Source organism: Streptomyces sp. 12E (genome assembly GCF_055633275.1).
This window is the reverse complement of record NZ_JBVNCJ010000001.1, coordinates 5,714,792-5,731,539: the sequence shown is the minus strand read 5'-3', so window position 1 is coordinate 5,731,539 and position 16,748 is coordinate 5,714,792. Positions and strand designations below refer to the sequence as shown.

Annotated in this window: 10 protein-coding genes and 1 pseudogene; 4 read left to right on the top strand and 7 right to left on the bottom strand. The window is 74.2% G+C overall.

Going from position 1 to position 16,748, the window contains the following annotated elements; all coding sequences use genetic code 11:
• Position 1: 1 nt before the first annotated feature.
• The 4 genes from ACZ8ZB_RS26355 to ACZ8ZB_RS26340 form a co-directional block, all read right to left on the bottom strand.
• Positions 2 to 970: an ABC transporter permease gene (locus tag ACZ8ZB_RS26355; RefSeq protein ID WP_470741585.1), complete on the bottom strand. Its 969-nt coding sequence runs from the start codon at positions 968 to 970 to the stop codon at positions 2 to 4.
• Positions 971 to 990: 20 nt separating this feature from the next.
• Positions 991 to 2,580 carry an ABC transporter substrate-binding protein gene (locus tag ACZ8ZB_RS26350; RefSeq protein WP_470740104.1) on the bottom strand — a complete coding sequence of 530 codons (1,590 nt, stop codon included), beginning with the start codon at positions 2,578 to 2,580 and terminating at the stop codon, positions 991 to 993.
• A 397-nt stretch (positions 2,581 to 2,977) separates the two neighbouring features.
• Positions 2,978 to 8,128: a DNA repair ATPase gene (locus ACZ8ZB_RS26345; RefSeq protein WP_470740103.1), complete on the bottom strand. Its 5,151-nt coding sequence runs from the start codon at positions 8,126 to 8,128 to the stop codon at positions 2,978 to 2,980.
• 68 nt (positions 8,129 to 8,196) lie between these two features.
• Positions 8,197 to 10,242, bottom strand: a complete 2,046-nt coding sequence (locus ACZ8ZB_RS26340; protein ID WP_470740102.1) for an SPFH domain-containing protein — start codon at positions 10,240 to 10,242, stop codon at positions 8,197 to 8,199.
• A 395-nt stretch (positions 10,243 to 10,637) separates the two neighbouring features.
• Here ACZ8ZB_RS26340 and ACZ8ZB_RS26335 point away from each other — a divergent pair, with 395 nt between their 5' ends.
• Positions 10,638 to 11,696 (top strand): PucR family transcriptional regulator, encoded by a 1,059-nt coding sequence (locus tag ACZ8ZB_RS26335; protein ID WP_470740101.1) that lies wholly within the window; start codon positions 10,638 to 10,640, stop codon positions 11,694 to 11,696.
• 15 nt (positions 11,697 to 11,711) lie between these two features.
• Here ACZ8ZB_RS26335 and ACZ8ZB_RS26330 read toward each other — a convergent pair whose 3' ends face one another.
• The gene (locus tag ACZ8ZB_RS26330) at positions 11,712 to 12,155 is read right to left on the bottom strand and encodes a DUF6299 family protein (RefSeq protein ID WP_470740100.1); all 444 of its coding nucleotides are present in this window, start codon (positions 12,153 to 12,155) and stop codon (positions 11,712 to 11,714) included.
• Positions 12,156 to 12,398: 243 nt separating this feature from the next.
• On the opposite strand from ACZ8ZB_RS26330, the pseudogene ACZ8ZB_RS26325 reads away from it, so the two are divergent.
• A pseudogene (locus ACZ8ZB_RS26325) lies at positions 12,399 to 12,592 on the top strand (DUF5999 family protein).
• A gap of 29 nt (positions 12,593 to 12,621) precedes the next feature.
• Here ACZ8ZB_RS26325 and ACZ8ZB_RS26320 read toward each other — a convergent pair.
• Both ACZ8ZB_RS26320 and ACZ8ZB_RS26315 read right to left on the bottom strand, forming a co-directional pair.
• Positions 12,622 to 13,020 (bottom strand): RidA family protein, encoded by a 399-nt coding sequence (locus ACZ8ZB_RS26320; RefSeq protein WP_470740099.1) that lies wholly within the window; start codon positions 13,018 to 13,020, stop codon positions 12,622 to 12,624.
• Entirely contained in the window at positions 13,017 to 14,156 is a 1,140-nt protein-coding gene (locus ACZ8ZB_RS26315; RefSeq protein WP_470740098.1) for an acyl-CoA dehydrogenase family protein, read from the bottom strand. Before ACZ8ZB_RS26315 ends, ACZ8ZB_RS26320 begins: the two co-directional genes overlap by 4 nt.
• Positions 14,157 to 14,273: 117 nt before the next feature.
• Between ACZ8ZB_RS26315 and ACZ8ZB_RS26310 the strand changes: the two genes are divergently transcribed.
• Entirely contained in the window at positions 14,274 to 15,884 is a 1,611-nt protein-coding gene (locus ACZ8ZB_RS26310) for an AMP-binding protein (protein WP_470740097.1), read from the top strand.
• A 35-nt stretch (positions 15,885 to 15,919) separates the two neighbouring features.
• Positions 15,920 to 16,741 carry a PaaX family transcriptional regulator gene (locus ACZ8ZB_RS26305; RefSeq protein ID WP_470740096.1) on the top strand — a complete coding sequence of 274 codons (822 nt, stop codon included), beginning with the start codon at positions 15,920 to 15,922 and terminating at the stop codon, positions 16,739 to 16,741.
• The last annotated feature ends 7 nt before the right edge of the window (positions 16,742 to 16,748 follow it).

Genomic DNA, 16,748 nt, shown 5'->3' with positions numbered 1-16,748 from the left:
GTCACATCTCATTCAGCTTCACCCTCGGGTCGATCAGTCCGTAGAGCAGGTCGGCGAGGAGGTTTCCGGCGAGGACGGCGGCGGTGGCGAGGGTGGTCAGCGCGGCCAGCAGCGGGAAGTCGACGGAGGTGGCCGCCTCCACGGTGGCCGCGGCGATGCCCGGCCAGCTGAACACGGTCTCCACCAGCAGGGCTCCGGTGATGAGTTCGGGGACGCGGGAGCCGATCAGGGTGAGCACGGGCAGCAGTCCGGAGCGCAGGGCGTGGCCGAGCAGGACGGTGCGTTCGCTCAGGCCGCGGGCCCTGGCGCCGCGCACGGGGTCCTCCGCGAGGGCGTCGCCGACGCCCTGACGGACGTAGAGCGTGAACCAGGGCAGCTGGGAGACGGCGAGGACGCCGGCGGGCAGGATCAGGTGGCCGGTGACCTGGCCGAAGGTGACCCGTTCGCTGCCGGTGTCGGTGAGGCCGCCGGCCGGCAGGACGTCCAGCTCGAGGGCGAACAGCCAGACGGCGAGCAGGGCGATCCAGAAGACCGGGGCGGCCTCCAGGGCGTACGCGAGGGAGGTGACCGTACGGTCGAGGAGCGAGCCGGGGCGGCGGGCGGCGAGGACGCCGAGCACGGTGCCGAGCAGGACGGCGACGGCGAACGCGACGGCGCACAGCAGGGCCGACCAGACCAGGCGCTCGCCGATCACCTCGGCCACGGGCTGGCGCATGACGGTGGACTGGCCGAGGTCGCCGCCGAGCGCGGAGGTCAGCCAGTCCCACCAGCGGGCGGTGAAGGGCCGGTCCACGCCGAGGTTCTCCCGCAGCCGGTCCAGGGTCTCCTGGTCGGCGCCGAGCGCGGCGGTGCCGGCGTACGCCTTGACGGGGTCGAAGGGGGAGGCGGCGGCGACGGCGAACACGCCGAAGGTGACGACGAGCAGCACGGGCACGGCGGACAGGGCCCGCCGTGCCGTGAGCCGGGTCATCTCTCCCCAGGGAAGGGAGGTCATGCGTCGGGCTGCCAGTCCTCGACGTTCCACCAGGGGCCGCTGGCGAAGCCGTGCTCGTGCGGTTCGACCTGGGTGGTCAGGTCCTTCCAGCGGTCGGCGAGGACGTACATGTGGTCGATGTGGGTGAGGAAGGTGTAGCCGGGGTCCTTCACCAGTGCGCGCTGGAGGGTGTCGTAGGCGGCCTTGCGGTCCTCGGGGTCCTGGCTGCGGCGGCCGGTGTCGAGGGCCTCGTCGACGGCCGGGTTGTCGTAGCTGGCCATGTTGTTGAAGCCGTCGCCCGCGAGGGAGGAGTGCAGGAGCGTGTAGAGGCCGAAGTCGGGGTCGCCGGTGCTGCCGAAGCCGGCGAGGACGGCGTCGTGCTTCATCCGGGGTTCGATGACCTCCCAGGTGGCACTCTCCACCTGGACGTCGATGCCGGCCTTCTTGGCGTCGGAGGCGTAGGCGAGGGCGTGGTCCTGGCGGACCTTGTCGCCGGAGGGGTAGTAGAGGGTGAAGCGGGCGGGGCGGCCGTCCTTGGCGCGGACGCCGTCCTTGCCCTGCTTCCAGCCGGCCCCGTCGAGGATGCTCTTGGCCTCGTCGAGGTCCTGGGAGCGTTCGACGTCCTTGGCGAACCAGGGGTCGTCGACGGGCAGCGGGCCGTAGGCGGGGCGGCCGGCGCCGTCGAGGATCTTGTCGACCATGGTCCCGCGGTCCACGGCGAGGTCCAGGGCGCGGCGGATCGCGGTGTCGCCGGCGACCGGGTTGCCGGTGGGGAGGGTGACGGCGCGGAAGTCGTACGACGTCGCCCGGTAGGTCTTCCTGCCGTCGTCGTCCTCGAAGGTGGCGGCGAGGTTCGGCGGGAGGGTCGCGCCGTCGAGGTCGCCCGAGCGCAGCCGGGTGGCGCGGACGTCGTCGTCGGCGATGATCGCCATGGTGAGCTTTTTCACCTTCGGAGCACCGCCCCAGTAGTCCGGATTGGCCTTGAAGGTGAGCTTCTCGCCCTTGCTCCAGCCGGTGAGGACGTACGGCCCGGTGCCGACCGGCTTGGTGTTGAAGGAGCCGGTGTTGGGGTCCTGTCCGCCCGCGACGTGCTCGGGGACGATGGGCAGCACCGTGCGGGCGGCGAAGGCCGCGTAGGGGTAGTCGAGGGTGAAGACGACCTTGTCGTCGCCGTCCGCCTTGACCTCCTTGATCGCGTCCAGTTCGCTCTTGGCGGTGTTGTTGGTCTTCTCGTCCAGCACGGTGTCGTACGTGAAGACCACGTCGTCGGCGGTCAGCGGCTCTCCGTCGCTGAACTTCACGCCGTCGCGCAGGGTGTACGTGTAGGTCCGGCCGCCGTCGGTGACCTCGGGGAGGTCCTTGGCCAGGGCGGGCTTCAGTCCCGTGTCCGCGTCGCGGGCGAGGAGCCCGTCGAAGATCTTGGAGTTTCCGTCCTTGCCGTAGCCGAGCAGGGGGCTGAGGGTGTCCGGTTCGGACGGGACCCCGATCACGACGGAGTCGGCGGACGCCCCGCCCTCCGCGCCGCCGTCGCCCGGAGCCGAGCAGGCGGCGACCGCACCGGCCATCGCGACCGCGGCGGCGGCCCCCCGTATTCGTCGGGTCGTCATCGAACCTCACTCCATGCTGCCCGGAAACCGTTGTTGCATATTAATTGCAGCAAGGTACTGCCCAGGACGGCGGCCCCCCACTCCCCGCGCCCGGCGGTGGCCGCTTGCCGCCGGACCTGGACGGGCACTGCTGTCGCCACGCCTCGGTGACGGGACATCGGTGCGGTACCGGTGCGGCCCTCGCCACCGCGGGGGGGAGGCGCTGCCGCGCACGTCGGCGGCCCCGCCGGGCGTGCTGCCGTTCGCCTTCGCCGCACCGATGTCCGACTGAGGGAGCGGGGACGGTGCCGGTCAGGTCGCGTGACCGGTCTCCACCATCCCGCCGTCGCCCGGGCCCGGCGCACGACGGTCACGGTGTCGGGCGCGTCCTCGGGGAGCGGTGCCGGGCGGGGTGTCGTCAGTCGCTCTCCGGGGACGGGTGGACGCGCAGCCGGCGGGGGTCCGCCGCGCGGGTGATGGCCGATTCGACGGCGGCGATGCGGTCGCCGAGGAGGGCGAGGGCGGCGACCGCGCGGGCCAGGGCGTCCTCGTCGGGGCCGACCGGGGACGGGGCGCGGACATGGGCCGCCTTCAGCTCGCTCCAGCGGGCCGCCCGGTCGGGGGTGAGGGTGCCGCGCAGTTCGGCGAGTTTGAGCAGGCTCGCCTCGGCGCCGGTGGTGAGGGTCTGGGCCTCGGCCGTGTAGTGGTCGTCGATGACGGCGGCCAGCTCGGCGGCGTTCATGACGGGCTGGATCCGCTGGGCGATCTTGTTCATGTTGCGGTAGGAGCCCTGGAGCCGGAACGGCGGCTCGGTACGGGCGTCGTCGGACTGGGCGGCGGAGGCGATGTAGGCGGCGTTGACGGCGAGGACCGTGCGGCGGGCGGTGAGCAGGTGGCGCAGCACCGCGAGGACGCGGTCCAGTTCGGTGGGGGCGTAGGGGTGGGTGAGGCGGTCGGCGCGGGCGGTGGGGTCGTTCCCGGCGAGGCGGATCAGCAGCTCCAGGTCGGCGCGGTCGCGGCCGGCGAGCGGGGCGAGCACCGGGTTGGCGGTGAGGGCGTTCTCCACGAAGCTGAGCGCGAAGACGTCCTCCTTGCCGGTGAGGACGTCGCCGAGGTTCCACACGTCGGCGCGGTTGGCCAGCATGTCGGGGATCCGGAAGGCCTCGCCGGACTCGGTGTAGGGGTTGCCGGCCATGCAGACGGCGAACCGCTTCCCGCGCAGGTCGTAGGTGCGCGGCTCGCCCTCCCACACGCCCTCCATCCGGCGCGTGGCGTCGCACAGCGGGATGAACCTCTGCAGCAGCTCGGGCGAGGTGTGCTGGATGTCGTCGAGGTACAGGAGGGTGTTGTTGCCGGCGGCCAGCGCGAAGTTGATCTTCTCGATCTCCTGGCGGGCGGTGGCGTTCGGCGCCTCGGCCGGGTCGAGCGAGGTGACCGTGTGGCCGAGCGCGGGGCCGCTGATCTTCACCAGGACCAGGCCCAGGCGGTCGGCGACGTACTCCATGAGGGTCGTCTTGCCGTAGCCGGGCGGGGAGACGAGCAGCAGCAGGCCGCCGGTGCCGGTGCGGCCGGACTCCCCCGTGGTGCCGAGCTGCTTGGCGAGGCTGTCGCCGACCAGCGGGAGGTAGACCTCGTCGACCAGCCGGTTGCGGACGAACGACGACATCACGCGCGGCCGGTGGTCGTCCAGCCGCAGCCGGGTGCGCTCGGCGGTCACCAGGGCGGTGCGGCGGCGCTGGAAGGCGCGGAAGGCGGGTACGTCGCGCTCCCTGAACTCCTCGGTGCGGGCGAGGAACTCGTCCAGGCGCAGGGTGAGGCGGCGGTCGGTGATCCGGGGGTGGGCGCCGATCAGGCCCTCCACCGTGACGGTCAGGGGCGCGTCGGACGTGTGGCGGGGGACGTCCGGGCAGAGTTCGGCGGCCACGGCCTCCGCGAGGTCGCCGGCGGTCGGCCGTTCCCCGGTGGTCGCGGCGTACGCGGTCAGCCAGGCCTCGACCAGCTGGCGGCGGGCGGCGAGGCCGGCGAGGGCGGGGAGGTCGTCGTCGTAGGCCTCGGCGGCGGCCTCGCGGCGGAAGGCGTCGAGGAGCGCGCGGGTGCGGGCGGCGATGACGAAGCCGTCGGGGCCGGTGGTCAGTTCGTCGAAGAGGTACGCGGCGCAGGCCTCCGGGCGGACGGGGGCGGCGGCGTCCCAGTCGCGTACGGCCCCGGCGATTTCCGTCCGCAGCGCGTCGAGGGCGGGCGGGGGCCCGAAGGCGTCGCGCACGCGGGCCAGGGAGCGGGCGCGGCGGGTGAGGTCGGCGCGTTCCTGGGCCGTGGTGCCGTGCGTCCAGTACAGCAGGGCATGGGCGCGGGCGGCGGGTTCGTGGCGCAGCAGGCCCGCGCCGTCGTACAGGGGCAGGACGGCGGTGAGGATCGCGGTGGCGTCGTGGTCGTGGACGCCCCGCTCGTACCCCTCGTCGTACGCCTCCTCGGCGGCCCGGCGAACCAGGGCGGCGAGGTCGCCGGCGCCGGTCAGGGCGGCGGAGCCGGGCTCGTGCAGCAGACGGGCGGCGAGGTGCTCGGCGCGGTAGACCCCGGGCGACTCGGACGGCAGGTGCCGGTTCCACAGCGGTCGGTCCGCGAGGAGGGCGGGGTCGGTGACGGGGGCGCGGTAGTCGGTGCCGGTGAGGGCGAGCGCGAGGCCGTCGCCGTGCGGGACGACGGTGAGGTCCAGGGGCTGGGTGGAGACGGCGAACCGGTGGCCGCCCAGGCGGATGGCGCGTCCGCCGTCCGCGTAGAGGTCGGTGCGGTCGCGCAGGGCGCGGTCGGCCTCCTGCCGGGCGGAGCGCAGCCGGCCGTCGAGCTCCTCCGCCCGGACCCGGTCGCCGAGTTCGCGCAGTTCACCGGCGGTGCGGCGGACCTTGGCGACGAGCGGGTCGGAGGCGAAGTAGGTGCTGACCGCGTCCGCGTCGGGGAGGACGGCACCGCGCCGGGCGACCGTCTCCAGGACGCGGTCGGCGGCGGACGCGAGCTGTTCGGCGCGGCGGGCGCGGGCGTCGGAGAGGCTCTGCTTGCGGGCGGAGAACGCCTCGTGGATCTCGGTGCGCCGGTCGGCGAGTTCGCCGAGGACGTCGTCGAACTCGGCGAACCGGGACTCCAGGGACTCCAGTTGCGCCAGCACCCGGGTCAGTTGCTCGTCGCAGGTCTCCGGGGTGCCCGCCGCCGCGAGGGCGCCGGTGACCGTCTGGCCGAGCAGGGCGAGCTCGGCGGTGAAACCGGCGCGCGCCTCCCGGTCGAGGAGGGACCGGCGGCGGGCGTCGAGGGTGGCGCGGGCGCGGTTGACGCCGCCCATCGCCTCGGCGATCCGCTCCAGGACGGCCGTGCGGACGGTGGCGTCGGCGATGTCGAGCCCGGCGACCACCTCGGTCACCGTGCCCAGCCCGTCGGCGAGTTCGGCCAGGCGGGCGGCGACCGGGGCGGCCTCGGCGGTGGTGGCGGCCGACTCGGCGTCGGCGACCAGTCGTTCGACGTCCGCGTGGTGGGCGGCGAAGGCGTCCTCGCGGGCCAGGAAGGCGATCGCGCGCTGCCCGAAGGAGGCGAGGTCGGCCTCGGCCCCCTCGGCGAGTGCGTCGATGCGGGCGCGGTCGGCGTACCGCATCTCCTTCAGGGTCAGCAGATGGCCCTGGGCGTGGCGGAGTTCGGTCAGCCCGGTGACCCAGGCGGCGGCCTCGCGGGGCTGCTCGCCGCGCAGCCGGCGCACCACCGAGGCGATCCGGTCCGCCGCCTCGTCGAGCGCGTCGGCGGCCCGTCCGGTGAGGTCGCGTACGGTCTCGAACTCGGCCAGCACCTGGTCGGCGGTGGCCCGCATCTGCTCCAACGGCGTGCGCAGGTCGCCCAGTTCGGTGTCGCCCAGCCAGTGGTGGGTGTCCAGGGCGCGCACGCAGGCGGCCACCAGGGCCGTGTACACCTCGGTGGTGGGGGTGGTCTCGGCCACGGAGCGGGCCAGGGACAGGCAGTCGGAGACGCCGCGCACCAGGTCGGCGTTGCCGACGCGGGCCAGCGGACCCTCGCCGACGGGCTGCGCGGCGGCGTGGGTGTCGGAGACGTAGGGCGAGTGCCAGAGCTGTACGGGGTGGACGCGGGCGGGTTCGTCGCCGTCGGGGCGCAGCAGGGCGAGGAGCCCGTCGTCGAACAGCGCCCAGCCGTGGCAGGCCATCGGGGTGGCGACCGCCTCGCGGATGAGGTTGTACGACAGCAGCAGCGCGCGTCCGCGTCCGGGCGCGTGGAAGACGTACAGCACGTCCTCGCCGTGGGGGGAGCGCACCTCGCGTGCGAACTCCATGCCCTCCGTGTCGAGTTCGTACGTCTTGTGGGGGCCGGTGGCCAGGCAGTAGCCGCCGGGGAAGACGATGCCCTGGTCGTCGGGGAGGCGGCGGCAGCCCTGTCCGATGCCGTCGAGGCGGACGACGGACCGGGTGAGGGTGTTGAAGACCAGGTGGCGGGGGTCGGTCTCCTTGTAGGGGAGGATCCGCAGCAGGATCAGGGGGCCGACGCGGGCGTGGGCGATCTCGGCGTCGGCGAGGGACTGCAGGGGCTCGTCGACCGGTTCGCCGTGGATGCCGTCGGGGGTGTCGGTGTCGTTCTCGGTCTTGACGGTGAGGGTGCCGCCGAGGGTGTCGACGAACACCTCGCCCTGGACGGAGACGTGCGGGTGGCGGCCGAGGACGTGGTCCTCGCGGGTGGCGGGCGTCCAGGTGATGTCGGCGGGCGGGGTGCGGGCGTGGTCGCGGTCGCCGCGCGCGTCCAGGAAGACCGCCGAGCGGCCGTCCTCCGGGATCGTCCAGCGCAGGACGCGGATGTCGCCGGCCTTCTCGCCGGTCTGGAAGACGGCGAGCAGCCTGCCGTCGACCCGGCGCAGCCGCAGCAGGCGCGCCTGGCGGTAGTAGCGGTGCAGGGCGGCGAACTCGCGGACGAAGCCGGGGTCGTCGAGGAGTCCGGGGACGGCGTCGCCGGGGAGGGGGTTCAGGTCGCGGTCGTGCGGGGCGAGGACGTCGCCGACCGCGGTGTCGGCCTCCGGGCGGGGCCGGGTGTCGTAGCCGAAGAGCAGCACGTCGCCGATGGCGACGATGTCACGGGGCACGGCGGTGCGGTCGGTGCGCAGTCGCTCGGTGCCGGTCAGGCGCAGTTCGGGGGCGCCGAACTCATCGGCCCGGCGGTGGTTCAACGCCTCGGCGCGACGAGCGAGTTCGGCCGCCTGGGCGGTGAGGCGGTCGCGCAGCACCTGGTAGGCGCCGCCGTCGGCCGCCGCCTCGGGGCCGCCCGGCGCGGGCGTACCGGGCGCCCCACGGGGTCCGCCCGGGCCGGACGCCGCCCGGGAGCGGTCCCCGTCGGGCGCGCCTTGCGTCCGGTCCGGGCCGAGGGCCCCCCGGGAGCGGTCCGGGCCGGGTGTCCCCTCGGGGCCGCCCGCTCCGGGCGTGCCGTGGCGGGCGCCGGTCCCGAAGCGGCCGGAAGCGGTGCTGGTCCCGTGGGCGTCCGGGCCCGGCGTCTCGCGCGGGGCCGGGTGCACGGGCTCGTGGGTGCCGGTGGTCATGGCTGCCTCTCGGAAGGTGCGGCCGGGAGCCGCCGTCCCCTGTGCGGCGGCTCCCGGCCGGAGGGTGGTCAGGCCCTGGCGCGACCGTTCAACACGGCCAGCGGTGTGTCCGAGAGGCCCAGCTCACCGGCTTTCTCGATCAGTTCCTCGAACCGTCCGGTGTTCTCACCGCCCTGCTGCATCAGGCGCATCAGCAGCGCGGAGACCGTGAGGTTCTGCACGTCGGCGGTGGAGACGGAGCCCAGGACGCGGCTCAGGTCGTCGGTGAAGCTCACGGAGCCGTCCAGCCAGGGCCCGGCGAGGGCCTGCGCGGTCTCGGAGCTCCGGACGAAGCCGTCCACGCCCTTGCCGAGCGCGATCGAGGAGACGAGACGGTCGAGGAACACCGACTCCCCGCCGACGATGTTGATGTCCGCGTTCTCCAGTCCGGTGGCGAGGACCGTGGCCTGTGCCTCGGCGACCTGCCGCTGCACGTCCAGTCCGGCGAGCCGGATGTCCTTCTCGGCCTCCAGCCGCAGCCGGTACTCCTCGTGGCCGCGGGACGCCTCGTCGAGGGCGGCCATCGCCGCCGCCTTCTCGGTCAGGCCGGCCGCCTCCGCGCGGAGCCTGCCGCTGATGGCCTCCGCGTCGGCGAGGGCCTTGGCCCGCGCCCCCTCGGCCTCCGCGCGCAGCCGGGCCTGGGTGGCCTCGGCCTCGGCGCGGCCCGCCTTCTCGATGACCTCGGCCTCCTTGTCGCGGACCTGGACGAGGGCCAGCCCCTCGGCCGCGGACTCCGCCTGGACGCCTTCGGCCAGCCGCAGCTTGGCCCGCGCGTCGAGGTCGGCGGTCTTCAACCGGGCCTCGGCGAGGGTGAGTTCCTCGGCGGCGCGGTGGGTGGCGGCCTGCTCGGCGGCCTCGGCGGCCTTGATGTCCTTGACCAGCTGCTCCTGCGCCTCGGCCTCCGCGGCGATGATCACGGCCTGCCGCTGCCGCTCGGCCTCCTCGACGGCCCGCAGCTTCTTGATGGACTCCTCCTGCTCGGCGACCGTACGGTCCACCGCGACCCGCTCCCGGATGACCTCGGCGATCTCCCGCTTCTCCGCCTCGACCTCCTTGTCGGCGGCGATCCTGGTCAGCTGGGTCTCCCGCTCGCGGGCGATGACCTCGAGCAGGCGGTCCTTCTCGATGCGCTCGCTCTCCACGGCGATGACCCGCTCGCGGTTCTTGGCGGCGACGGCGACCTCGCGGGCCTGGTTCTCGCGCTGCACGCCGAGCTGCTCCTCGGTGCGCAGGAAGGCGCTCTGCGCGCGCAGCCGCTCCTCCTCCACCACCCGCGCGGTCTCGGCCTCCTCGCGGGCCCGTACGGTCTCGATCTCGCGCTTCTGCTTGATCTCGGCGTCGGCCTGCCGGCGCTCCAGCTCCAGGATCGCCTCGCGCGCGTCGACGTCCTGCCGGGTGATCTCCTTCTGCTCGTTGCGCTGGGCCTCGTTGGTGCGGACGTGCTCCACGGCCGTCAGCTCGGTGATCTTGCGGATGCCCTGCGCGTCGAGGACGTTGCCCGGGTCGAGCTGGGTCAGCGGCGTCTGCTCCAGGTAGTCGATCGCGGCGTCCTCCAGGTGGTAGCCGCTGAGGTCGACCCCGATGACCTCGATGATGCGGTACCGCAGCTCCTCGCGCTTGGTGTAGAGGTCGGTGAAGTCCATCTGCTTGCCGACGGTCTTCAGCGCCTCGGAGAACTTGGCGTGGAACAGCTCCTGGAGCGTGTTGCGGTCGCTGGCCCGCGCGGTGCCGACGGCCTGGGCGACCTTGATGACGTCCTCGACGGTCTTGTTGACCTTGACGAAGAAGGTGATGCGGATGTCCGCCCGGATGTTGTCCCGGCAGATCAGGCCTTCCTTGCCGGCCCGGGTGATCTCGATGGTCTTCACCGAGATGTCCATCACCTCGGCCTTGTGCAGCACCGGCAGCACGACCGACCCGGTGAAGGTCACGTCGACCCTGCGGACCTTGGAGACGATCAGCGCCTTGCCCTGCTCCACCTTGCGGAACAGTTTCGAGACGACGAGCAGAGCGATGAGCACGAACAGCAGGGCGACGCCGACGAGTACGGCGATGCCCACGGTGGCGGCATCCATGGGACACGTCCTCCTGGGCTGGAACACGGGCAGAAGTCGGGTGGAGCGGAGCCTCGTCGGCGAGGCGGACGAGGATCCGGTGGAGGAGGAGACGGCACAGCCGACGCCGCGGTTCTGCGCCGGGTGCGGACGGTGTCCGTCCGCACCCGGCGCGCCCCCTTCGCCCACCGTTCGCCGTTCACGTCAAGGGGGGTGACACCGCTCCCCTCCGGGTACCGGCGCCGGGCGCCTGCCGGTGCCCGGCACCGGAACCATCCGCGGTGCTCCCCGCGGACCATGCTGCCCGCTCCGGGCACACTCGCGCATTGCCGGAATCCGGCAACATTCATTAGGGTCTTGATGCCGGTGTGACACAACCGACACGTTAGGGAAGCGTCAAGAATCGGGGGGAATACGTGACCGAACGGGAGATCCCGGAGCAGTATCTGGAAGGATATGCCCGCATTCTGGCCGAGGTCGCGGCCACCGGCAGGCGCCTCACCCGGGACGAGATCGCCTCCCGGCGGGCCCTGGGGGAACAGGCCGCGGAGGCGGGCTTCGGTCTGCGGTCCCTCGTCAGCGCGCACCTGTCCGGCGCCCGCGAGGCGTGGCCGCGCGGGGCGAACTCGGCCGACGGGGCGCTCGCGGCCGTGCAGCAGGTCGTGGACGCGTTCGCCGAGGGGTACGAGCGGTCGCAGCGGTTGGCGGTGCGTCAGGAGGAGGCGGCGCGGCGGGAGTTCATCGACGACCTGCTCTACGGCCGCAGCGACCTGGGAAGGCTGGCGGAGCGTGCCGAGCGCTTCGGGCTGCGGCTGTCCCACGAGCACGCGGTCGCGGTCGCCCGGGGTGCGGTCGCCTACGACGAGGGCGACCCGGTGCCGCGGCAGGTGGAACGCGCCCTGATCTCCCGGTTCGGCGACCGCAGCATCCTGCTCACCACCAAGGACGGACGGCTGCTGTGCGTCGCGCCCGGGCACCAGCGGGAGGTGCTCACCTACTTCGCCAAGCAGGCGCACGCCGCCACCGACGGCGGCCAGGTCGCCGTCGGCCGCCCGCAGTCGGGTCCCGGCGGTGTCGTCCAGTCCTACGAGGAGGCCCTCAGCTCACTGGAGATAGCCGAGCGGCTGGGGCTCGACGATCCGGTGCTGCACGCCTCCGACCTGCTCGTCTACCCCGTGCTGGCGCGCGACCGCCAGGCCATGGCCGACCTGGTGCACAACACCCTGGGGCCGCTGACCACGGCCCGCGGCGGCGCCGTGCCCCTCCTGGACACGCTCACCGCGTACTTCGACTCCGGCTGTGTCGCCGCGGAGGCGGCCCGACGGCTCTCGCTGAGCGTGCGCGCGCTGACGTACCGCCTGGAGCGCATCCACAAGCTCACCGGCGCCAACCCGTCGGACCCCTCCCACCGCTACGTGCTCCAGACGGCGGTCATCGGCGCCCGCCTGCTGGACTGGCCCGCCGGCGAGTCGTGAGCGGGGATCCGCGGGTCAGCCCTGGACCAGGGTGACGTCCCGGTGCCCGACGGCGTGGAGGACGGGCAGCAGGAGGAGTCCGCCGGGGCGCAGCTCGAAGAGGGTGGCCTCGACGTGGGCCCGGCCCGCCTCGAGGGCGCCGGCGGGCACGGTCCCGGTGTTCTCCCAGCGGTGCTCCTTGCCGTCGCACACCGCGCGGGTGCCGCCGACGGAGTACCGGACGTCGGACGAGGGCCGGCCGACCGAGGAGCTGACGAAGACCGGTCCGTCGCCGCCGAGGCAGCGATAGGTACCGGAGAGGGTGACGGAGCCGTCGGCCATCCGGCCCTCCTCGTCCACCGTCACGGACTCCGCGGGGGCGACGGGGGCGGCCGACGCCGGCGCGGGGGCCGCCGCGGCGAAACCGAGCAGCAGCAGCGCGGCACCGGCCGCGACACCGAGGACGGGACGTACGGACATGGGGAACCTCCCGAAATGAGCGAAATGAGGGGTTCCACCAGTACCCGGCGCGGGGGCCCCGGGCCAGTCATCGTCACCCCTTCGGTGGCGAGTCGGCCCCGGCCGTCGGGGAACCGTCCCGGGAACGTCCGGGGGCTGTCACGTTTCCCGGCGGGCGGTTCCGCGGCAGGCGCGGCCCGGGCACGGTCGGTGCATACGGCCGTTCGGGCCCTTCGGATCGTTCCACCTGTGCGGAGGTGCGCCGTGTGTGCCCACCGGTCTTCCTGCCCCGTGCCCATGACGCCGCCGCACATGTGGTGGCCGCCCGCCCCGAGCAGGGCTGGAGCCTGCTGTGCGACGGTGCGATCGTCTTCGACGACACCGGCGAGCCGCTCCCCGACGGCCGGGTGATCGCCCCGCACCGGGTCCCCGCCGACCGGCTCGCGGTCGCCGCCTGAGCCGCTCCGCCGGTCCGCCGGTCCGCCGGTCAGGGCAGCAGGGCGAAGCCGTCGAGTTCGACCAGGGCCCGTTCGTCCCACAGCCGGACCACCCCGACGACCGCCATCGCCGGGTAGTCGCGGCCGGCCAGCTCCCGCCAGACGCGGCCGAGTTCGCGGGCGTGGGCGCGGTACGCGGCCACGTCGGTGGCGTAGACGGTGACGCGGGCCAGGTCGGCGGGGGCGCCGCCGGCCGCGCGCAGGGCGGTCAGGAGGTTGGCGAGGGCCCGTGCGAACTGCTCGGGCAGGGTGTCGCCGACCACCTCGCCGCCGGCGTCGAGGGCGGTCTGGCCGGCCAGGAACACCAGCCGGGATCCGGTGGCGACGACGGCGTGCGAGAAGCCGGCCGGCGGGGAGAGCGCGGGCGGGTTGACGCGCTCGGCGGTCACCGGTCCTCCAGGTTCCCGTAGAGCTCCCTGGCGATGATGCCCCGCTGGACCTCGCTCGCCCCCTCGTAGACGCGGGGAGCGCGGACCTCGCGGTAGAGGTGCTCGAGCAGGTGCCCGCGTTGCAGGGCGCGGGCGCCGTGCAGCTGGACGGCCCTGTCGACGACGTACTGCGCGGTCTCGGTGGCCAGCAGTTTCGCCATCGCGGAGCGCCCGGGGACGTCGGCGGCGCCCTCGTCGTACGCCGTCGCCGCCGCGTACACCATGAGCCGGGCCGCCTCCGTGCGCAGCGCCATCTCGGCGACCTGGTGGGCGACGGACTGGAGGTCCTTCAGCTTGCCGCCGAAGGCGTCCCGCCGGGCGGTGTGGGCGAGGGTCGCGTCCAGGGCGGCCTGTGCCATGCCGACCGCGAAGGCGCCGACGCTGGGGCGGAACAGGTTGAGAGTGTCCATGGCGACCCGGAACCCCCGGTCGGTCTCGCCGAGCACGTCGTCGGCGGTGACCGGTACGGCGTCGAAGGCGAGGGCGCCGACGGGGTGCGGGGAGAGCATGTCGAGGCGGCTGCCGGTGAGGCCGGGTCGGTCGGCGGGCACCAGGAAGGCGGTCACGCCGCGCGCGCCGGCGCCGGGGGTGGTGCGGGCGAAGACGGTGTAGAAGTCGGCGTCGGGGGCGTTGGAGATCCAGCGCTTCTCCCCGGTGAGCCGCCAGCCCCGCCCCGGGGCGGCGCCGGCGGCCGGCTCCGCCGTCAGCGACAGTGCCGCCGCGTCCGAGCCCGCGCCCGGCTCGCTGAGCGCGAAGGCCGCGACGACGCTGCCGTCCCTCACCCCGGGCAGCCAGCGGGCCCGCTGGGCGGGGGTGCCGTGGGTGTGGACGGGGTGGGCGCCGAGGCCCTGGAGGGCCAGGGCGGTCTCCGCCTCGGTGCAGGCGTGGGCCAGGGACTCCCGCATCAGGCACAGGTCGAGCGCGCCCGAGTCGAAGAGGCGGGACAGCAGGCCGAGGGCGCCCAGTTCGGCGACCAGGGCGCGGTCGACCCGGCCGGGTTCGCCCTTCCCGGCCAGGGGCCGCAGGCGGTCCGCGGCCAGTGCGCGCAGCTCGGCGCACCAGGCGAGCCGCGCCGGTTCGAGCGAGAATGCGGTCATCGCCGGTCCCTTCCCTCGCCGCTGGGCCACTCCCGAGGTTATCGCGGACCGTTGACTGCCGTCACCAACGCGCTACGCTCCGGATGCGAGCCCACCACGCCAAGGGGGCGGACCGTCATGAATCCACGGGTCACCGCGCACGTCGACACCTTCGCCCGCGACCACCTCCCGCCACCCGACCAGTGGCCCGAGCTCCGCTTCGACCTGCCGGAACTGCGCTACCCCGACCGGCTGAACTGCGCCGCCGAACTGCTGCACGGCCCGCCCGACGGCCGCCCGGCGTTCCGCACCCCCGCCGGCACGACCTGGACCTACGGCGAGCTGCGCGCCCGCGTGGACCGGCTCGCGCACCTGCTCACCGGTGACCTCGGGGTCGTCCCCGGCAACCGGGTGCTGCTGCGCGGCCCCACCACCCCGTGGCTGGCCGCCTGCTGGCTGGCGGTGCTGAAGGCGGGCGCGATCGCCGTCACCGTGCTGGCCCAGCAGCGCCCGCACGAGCTGAGCACCGTCTGCGAGATCGCCGAGGTCCGCCACGCCCTGTGCGACGTCCGGTCCGTCGACGACCTCGCCAAGGCCGGCGTGCCGGGCCTCTCCCTCACCACCTACGGCGGCGACTCCCCCGGCGACCTGCTGAACCGCCCGGCGCCCACGACACCGTACGAGGCCGTGCCGACCGCGGCCGACGACGTGGCGCTGATCGCCTTCACCTCCGGCACCACCGGGCGCCCCAAGGGCTGCATGCACCTCCACCGGGACGTGCTGGCGATCGCGGACACCTTCTCCCGGCACGTGCTGAAGCCGGTGCCGGACGACGTGTTCGCCGGCAGTCCCCCGCTGGGCTTCACCTTCGGACTCGGCGGCCTGGTGGTGTTCCCGCTGCGGGCCGGGGCGAGCGCACTGCTCCTCGAACAGGCGCACCCCGCCCAGTTGTTGCCCGCGATCGCCGCGCACCGGGTGTCGGTGCTGTTCACCGCGCCCACCGCCTACCGCGCGATGCTCGCCGCCCTCGACGGCCACGACCTCGCGTCGCTGCGCCGCTGCGTCTCGGCGGGCGAGAACCTGCCCGCCGCCACCTGGCGGGCCTGGCACGAGCGCACCGGGCTGCGGATCATCAACGGCATCGGCGCCACCGAACTGCTGCACATCTTCGTCTCCGCCGCCGACGAGGCGATCCGCCCCGGCACGACGGGGGTCCCGGTCCCCGGCTGGCAGGCGCGCGTGCAGGACGCCGACGGCACGCCCGTGCCCGACGGGGAACCGGGACTGCTCGCGGTGCGCGGCCCCGTCGGCTGCCGCTACCTCGCCGACCCGCGCCAGCGGGAGTACGTGCGCGGCGGCTGGAACATCACCGGCGACACCTACGTCCGCGACCCCGACGGCTACTTCCGGTACGTCGCCCGCGCCGACGACATGATCATCTCGGCCGGGTACAACATCGCGGGCCCCGAGGTCGAGGACGCCCTGCTGCGCCACCCGGACGTCGTCGAGGCGGCGGTGGTGGGGCGGCCGGACGAGGCGCGCGGTCAGGTGGTGGTGGCGTACGCGGTCCTGGAGGAGGGCGCGGAACGCGACGCCGAGGCGCTGCGCGCCTTCGTGAGGTCCGAGCTCGCGCCGTACAAGTGCCCGCGGGAGATCGTGTTCGTGGACGCCCTGCCCCGCACGGCCACCGGCAAGCTCCAGCGGTTCCGGCTGCGCGCTCCCGCCGGGGGCGGGAAAGACCCTGCGTGACGCCGGGGAATCCCGCCGTCCGTATACGACCTAAGATGATCAACGTGTCCGACCAGCAAGCCCCCCACGCTCCGAGATCTCTCATCGTCACGCTCTACGGCGCGTACGGCCGCCACGTACCGGGCCCGGTATCCGTCGCCGAGCTGATCCGGCTGCTGGCCGCGGTCGGCGTGGACGCCCCGTCCGTCCGCTCCTCGGTGTCCCGGCTCAAGCGGCGCGGCCTGCTGGTCCCCGCGCGCACCGAGCAGGGTGCGGCCGGGTACGAACTGTCGCCCGAGGCACGTCAGTTGCTCGACGACGGCGACCGGCGCGTGTACGCCACCGATCCGCCCGCGGACGAGGGCTGGGTGCTCGCCGTGTTCTCCGTCCCGGAGTCCGAACGGCAGAAGCGGCACGTCCTGCGCTCCCGGCTGTCCGGCCTCGGCTTCGGCACGGCGGCCCCCGGCGTGTGGATCGCCCCCGCGCGGCTGTACGAGGAGACCAGGCACACCCTGGAGCGCCTGGGCCTGGACGCCTACGTCGACCTCTTCCGCGGCGAGCACCTGGGCTTCGCGCCCACCGCCGAGGCGGTCGCCCGCTGGTGGGACCTGGCCAGGATCGCCGAGCAGCACGAGGCGTTCCTGGACCGGCACGCACCGGTGCTGCGCGCCTGGGAGCGGCGCGCGGACACCCCGCCCGAGGACGCCTACCGCGACTACCTCCTCGCCCTGGACTCCTGGCGCCACCTCCCCTACGCCGACCCCGGCCTGCCCGCCGCCCTGCTCCCCGCCGACTGGCCGGGCACCCGCTCGGCGGCCGTCTTCCGCTCCCTGCACGAGCGGCTGCGGGAGGCGGGGGCGGTGTTCGCCGGCCTGTAGCGGCCCG